This window comes from Mycobacterium sp. TH-M103 (genome assembly GCF_057473785.1).
Genome location: NZ_JBYCLG010000174.1, coordinates 1 through 5,730, shown reverse-complemented (window position 1 = coordinate 5,730; position 5,730 = coordinate 1). Strand labels below are relative to the sequence as shown.

Genomic DNA, 5,730 nt, shown 5'->3' with positions numbered 1-5,730 from the left:
CCGCGAAGATCGATCCCGTGCGGCTCGAGAACTGCAACGCGGAATGGGTTCGTGCGCCCGGCGCGTCGTCGACGCGGGCGATTCTCTATCTGCACGGAGGCGCATTTCTGACCTGCGGCCTCAACACGCACCGCTCGCTCGTGACCCGCTTGTCGAAAGCCGCCGACGCCGCGGTGCTCACCGTCGGATACCGGAAGCTGCCGTCACACCGGGTCGACGACGCCATCCAGGACGGCCTCGACGGGCTGCGCTGGCTGCAGGAAAGCGGCTACGACGGCGAACAGGTCGTCGTCGCCGGCGACTCGGCCGGCGGATATCTGGCGTTCATGACCGCGCTCGCGGCCATTCGCGCCCGAGTCGCGAAGCCGGCGGGTATCGCGACGATCTCGCCGTTCGCCGATGCGGACCCCGCCGAAAAATTGAGGCACCGCAATGCCCGTCGGTGCTCCATGTTCACGCGTGCGGCGTTGTCGATATTCACGCAATATCTCGAAGAGGTGCAACTTCCCGGCCCGGACGGCTCCACGGGTCCCGTCGTCTCACCGGTCGATGCCGATCTGTGCAGTTTGCCCCCGGTCACCATCCACGCGAGCTCCGACGAATTGCTGCTGCCCGACGCCGAACTGATGGCAAAGCGCTTGGATGCCGCGGGAATTCGCTGCGATCTGCATCTGTGGGACGGGCAGATCCACGATTTCCCGTTGGCGGCCGACATTTTGCCCGAAGGTCGCCGCGCCATTCGCTACATCGGCGACTTCGTCAAAGAGGTCACGGCCGGAATAGGAGAGTCGTCGGACGGCGAAGTTGCCGTGCCATGGTCCCGCGAAGCGCCGGCCGTCACGAGGGTGGGGTAGCCGCGGTCGCTCGAAAACGGCTGTGCGGCAGTGTGATGGCGTAAGCCGGCCAGACGTCCGAATGTCAGCCGCGGTAGCCGAACTCCTCGACTTCCGGGTCGATCGGGACGGTCTCCCGCTGCTCCTGCCAGTCCGGGGCGCTCGTCTCCAGCGGCACGTCACCCGCGCACCCGTCGTCGTCGGGAAACTCAGCCGTCTGGTGCCATTGCTCCACGGCGTCGGCGACCGGCACGTCGTCGGGGAATTCGGCGTCGCTGTCGATCATGGACGACGGGTTACCCCGGAGTTTCGGCTCGAAACTCCGGCGTAGCGCCTGCCCCCGATCCGTCGCGCTGCCGATACAGTGAAGCGGATGAGCCGTCCAGCCCCACCCGTGCTGACCGTGCGCTACGACGGATCCGAGCGCACCTTCGCAGCAGGAAACGACGTGGTGATCGGGCGCGACCTGCGCGCGGACCTGCGCGTCGCGCATCCCCTGATATCCCGGACCCACCTGATCGTGCGGTTCGACCAGGGCCGCTGGATCGCCATCGACAACGGAAGCCTCAACGGGCTGTACGTCAACAACCGCCGCGTGCCGGCCGTCGACATCCAGGACGGCCTGCGGGTCAACATCGGCAATCCGGACGGCCCCGCGCTGACGTTCGAGGTGGGCCGCCACCAGGGCTCGGCGGGGCGGCCGCCGCTGACGACGTCGATGCCGATCTTCAACACCCACGGCGACGGCGCCGCGGCGGCGCCGCACGGCCACCCGCAGCCCGTCGCGCAGCGGCCCGGCCAGCCCCAGCACCCGCCGTCGGCCACGTTCCGGCACCCCGGGCAGCCGCCCAGCGGTCCGCAGCAGAGCCACCCGCCGAGCGGGGTGATGCCGGGCCATCCCGCGGAGCCGCAGCCGCGCCACCCGACCGGCGGACACCACGTCGGGCCGCCCAGCGGCCCGCAGCAGGGGCCGCAGATCTACCGGGCGCCACCAATGCGGGTGCCCGCCGCGCCCGCGGGCGAGCCCAGGGCCGCCGAGACCGGCCGCATCGGCGGTGACGCAACCAACATCGCGACGTCGATGATGCGCATGCTGCGCCCGGGCAGGTCGGCGCCGGAGTCGGCGCCGGGAGCGATCAAGATCGGCCGGGCCAACGACAACGACATCGTCATTCCCGAGGTGCTGGCGTCCCGCCACCACGCCACCCTGATCCCGACCGACCACGGCACCGAGATCCACGACAACCGCAGCATCAACGGCACCTTCGTCAACGGCGCCCGGGTCGACTCCGCGCTGCTGCACGACGGCGACGTCGTCACGATCGGCAACATCGACCTGGTCTTCGCGGGCGGGGCGCTGGTCCGCCGCGACGAGACCGCGACCGCCACGCGCACCGGCGGGCTCGACGTGCGCGGGGTGACGTGGACGATCGAGAACAACAAGACGCTGCTGGACAACATCTCGCTGGGCGCACAGCCCGGAACGCTGACCGCCGTCATCGGTCCCTCCGGTGCCGGCAAGTCCACGTTCGCCCGGCTGGTCGCCGGCTACACGCACCCGACCACCGGCACGGTGACCTTCGAGGGCCACAACGTCCACGCCGAGTACGCCTCGCTGCGCAGCCGCATCGGTATGGTCCCGCAGGACGACGTGGTGCATGGGCAGCTGACAGTGCAGCAGGCGCTGATGTATGCCGCCGAGTTGCGGCTGCCGCCGGATACCACCAAAGAGGACCGCGAACAGGTGGTGGCGCGGGTGCTCGAGGAACTCGAGATGACCCAGCACCTGCACACCCGGGTCGACAAGCTGTCCGGCGGCCAGCGCAAGCGAGCGTCGGTGGCGCTGGAGCTGCTCACCGGGCCGTCGTTGCTGATCCTCGACGAGCCGACGTCGGGTCTGGACCCGGCCCTGGACCGCCAGGTCATGACCATGCTGCGGCAGTTGGCCGACGCCGGCCGCGTGGTGCTCGTGGTCACCCACTCGCTGACCTATCTCGACGTCTGCGACCAGGTCCTGCTGCTGGCCCCCGGCGGCAAGACCGCGTTCTGCGGGCCGCCCGGCCAGATCGGTCCCGCCATGGGGACGACGAACTGGGCCGACATCTTCAGCACGGTGGCCAACGACCCGGACGGGGCGCGGGCCCGCTACCTGGCGCGGACGGGACCGCCCCCGCCGCCGCCACCGGCCGAGCAACCCGCGGAGATCGGCGACCCGTCGCACACGAGCCTGGGCCGGCAGTTCTCCACCATCGCCCGGCGGCAGATGCGGCTGATCATCTCCGACCGCGGCTACTTCGCCTTCCTGGCGGTGTTGCCCTTCATCATGGGTGCGCTGTCGATGTCGGTTCCCGGCAACGTCGGGTTCGGCATCCCCAACCCCATGGGTGCCGCGCCCAACGAGCCCGGGCAGATCCTGGTGCTGCTCAACGTCGGCGCGGTGTTCATGGGCACCGCGCTGACGATCCGCGACCTCATCGGTGAGCGCCCGATCTTCCTGCGCGAGCAGGCCGTCGGCCTGTCCACCGGCGCCTATCTGCTGGCCAAGGTCTGCGTGTACACGGTGTTCGCGGTCGTCCAGTCCGCGATCGTCACCGTCATCGTCCTGATCGGCAAGGGCGGTCCCACCCAGGGGGCCGTCGCCCTGGGCCGGCCGGGTCTGGAGCTCTTCGTCGACGTCGCGCTGACCTGTGTCGCCTCGGCGATGCTCGGGCTGGCGCTGTCGGCCATCGCCAAGTCCAACGAACAGATCATGCCGCTGCTGGTGGTCGCGGTGATGTCGCAGCTGGTGTTCTCCGGCGGCATGATCCCAGTCACCGACCGCATCGGCCTCGACCAGATGTCGTGGGCGACGCCGGCCAGGTGGGGCTTCGCCGCGTCGGCATCCACTGCGGACCTGCTCAAGCTGGAGCCGGGCCCGGTGACGCCGAAGGACTCGCACTGGCGCCACACCGCCGGCGCATGGTGGTTCGATGTCGCCATGCTGTTCGCGATCAGCATGGTCTACCTGGGTTTCGTGCGGTGGAAGATTCGCCTCAAGGGCGGCTGATCACCTGCCGGCGACCGGCGAAGCGCCGCGAAAGGTCAAGCCCCTTTGCGCGCGACCTGTTCGGCGGCGGCACGCATGCGGTCGGACAGCTGCAGGAGATCGTGCTCACCCACCCCGTGGGGCAGGGTGTACGCCAGCTGGCGCAACTCGACGGCGCAGGTGCGTAGTTCCTGGCGAAGGCGTGTCTCAACAGTTGGCATCTGCTTCTCCCCGTGCGCTTCGGACCGAGCGGTACGACTGATACCTAAGACCGGTCGATCCCACGATCCTTGCAGCCCCAGCGCATGGCCGCGAGGGCCGTCGCGCGGATTTACGGGAGTTTCACAGCGTTTTAATAGTTTGAAACCCGGATGCCGTCCGACGTGCACTTTCATGACTACCGGTCATTCAACTGACGCCTCGGCACCGCGGTCCGGGGGACGATGCCGTCCCGGGGGAACGGCCGTCCCGCCGTCGGTCGTCACGTAGGCGACGGGTCGCCCGCGAGGGGGCGGACCTCTGGTTGGGGCGTGTCGAAGCGGGCCTCGCGATGTCCGCGCCGCGGCGGGCGTAACGTCAGCCCGAAATCGCGGAGCTCGTTCTGTCCCCGGCGTTACGCTGGCGCTGCCGTGTGAAAGGCCGGAAGGTGAGGTGGGCTTCGGAATGGATTTCGAACTCGACGCCGGGCAGCGTGCCTGGCTGGCCGAGGTCCGCGAATTCCTCCGGGAAAATGTCACCCCCGCGCTCCGCGCCGAGCTCGCCCGGCACGATCTCGAATTCCCGAACGGAGAGGTTGCGCGCTTCCGCCGCAAGATCGGCGAGAAGGGCTGGTTCGGGCTGAACTGGCCGCGCGAGTACGGCGGGCTGGGAGGCGAAGGGGGCCTCGGCGCGATTCATCAGCACCTGCTGATGAGCGAGTTCGAATATTGGGGCGTGCCCAGTCCCGACCTGACGGTCACATCGGTGGCGCCGATGATCATGCGGCACGGCACCGAGCGGAACAAAGCCGAATGGCTGCCACCGATCGCCCGGGGCGAGATGATCTGCGCCGTCGGCTATTCCGAACCCGACGCCGGCACCGACCTGGCCGGCCTGCGGACCCGCGCGACGCGCGACGGCCAGGAGTGGGTGATCAACGGGACGAAGATCTGGAACAGCGGCGCCCAGCGCGCCACCCACGAATGGCTGTGCGTGCGCACCGATCCCGACGCGGCCCGGCACCGCGGCATCTCGGTCATCATCGTCCCGGTCGACAGCCCGGGGGTCCAGATCCGCCCCCTCTACGCCTGGTCGGGCTACCGCACCAACGAGGTCCACTTTCGCGACGTGCGGGTCCCGCTCACCAACCTGGTGGGCGAGGTCAACCGCGGCTGGACGTACATCACCGGCGCGCTCGACCTCGAGCGGGGCGCGCTGACCAACGCCGGCGATCTGCGCCGCGCCGTGGAGGAATTGCGCGATCTCGCGGCAACGCCCCGCCGCGACGGCAGCGTGCCCGCCGACTGTCCGGCGCTGCGCCGCCGGCTGGTGCAGGCCGAGGCCGACGTGGAGGTGGCCACGCTGATGGGCTACGAGGCCGCCTCGATGCTCGACGGCGGCGTGATCCCCACCGTGGAGGTCAGCGTCGAGAAGGTCTTCACCAGCGAACTGCGCCAGCGCATCGCCGAACTGGCGCTCGACCTGCTGGGCCCCGACGGGCTGCTGGCACACCGCAGCGAACACGCCCCGCTGGCCGGGAAGTTCGAACGGCTCTACCGGGCCGCGCCGTTGATGCGCTTCGGCGGCGGCACCAACGAGGTGCTCCGCGACATCATCGCCCAGCGCGGCCACGGCATGCCCTCGTACGGACGCTGAGCGATGAGACTGCTCCCC

General features: G+C 69.6%; 5 protein-coding genes. 3 read left to right on the top strand and 2 right to left on the bottom strand.

Features of this window, described 5'->3' with window-relative positions:
* Positions 1-854: alpha/beta hydrolase (locus AC2VOR_RS09675; RefSeq protein ID WP_486963687.1), on the top strand; the 854-nt coding region annotated here is incomplete at its 5' end.
* A 64-nt stretch (positions 855-918) separates the two neighbouring features.
* Here AC2VOR_RS09675 and AC2VOR_RS09670 read toward each other — a convergent pair.
* Positions 919-1,119 carry a hypothetical protein gene (locus tag AC2VOR_RS09670; protein ID WP_369738429.1) on the bottom strand — a complete coding sequence of 67 codons (201 nt, stop codon included), beginning with the start codon at positions 1,117-1,119 and terminating at the stop codon, positions 919-921.
* 87 nt (positions 1,120-1,206) lie between these two features.
* Here AC2VOR_RS09670 and AC2VOR_RS09665 point away from each other — a divergent pair, with 87 nt between their 5' ends.
* On the top strand, positions 1,207-3,879 hold the full coding sequence (locus AC2VOR_RS09665; RefSeq protein WP_486963686.1) for an FHA domain-containing protein: 2,673 nt from the start codon (positions 1,207-1,209) through the stop codon (positions 3,877-3,879).
* A 35-nt stretch (positions 3,880-3,914) separates the two neighbouring features.
* On the opposite strand, the gene AC2VOR_RS09660 is transcribed toward AC2VOR_RS09665, so the two are convergent.
* Complete coding sequence (locus AC2VOR_RS09660; RefSeq protein ID WP_168209488.1) at positions 3,915-4,079, bottom strand: hypothetical protein; 165 nt, start codon at positions 4,077-4,079, stop codon at positions 3,915-3,917.
* A 442-nt stretch (positions 4,080-4,521) separates the two neighbouring features.
* On the opposite strand from AC2VOR_RS09660, the gene AC2VOR_RS09655 reads away from it, so the two are divergent.
* Complete coding sequence (locus AC2VOR_RS09655) at positions 4,522-5,712, top strand: acyl-CoA dehydrogenase family protein (RefSeq protein ID WP_486963685.1); 1,191 nt, start codon at positions 4,522-4,524, stop codon at positions 5,710-5,712.
* Positions 5,713-5,730: the final 18 nt, after the last annotated feature.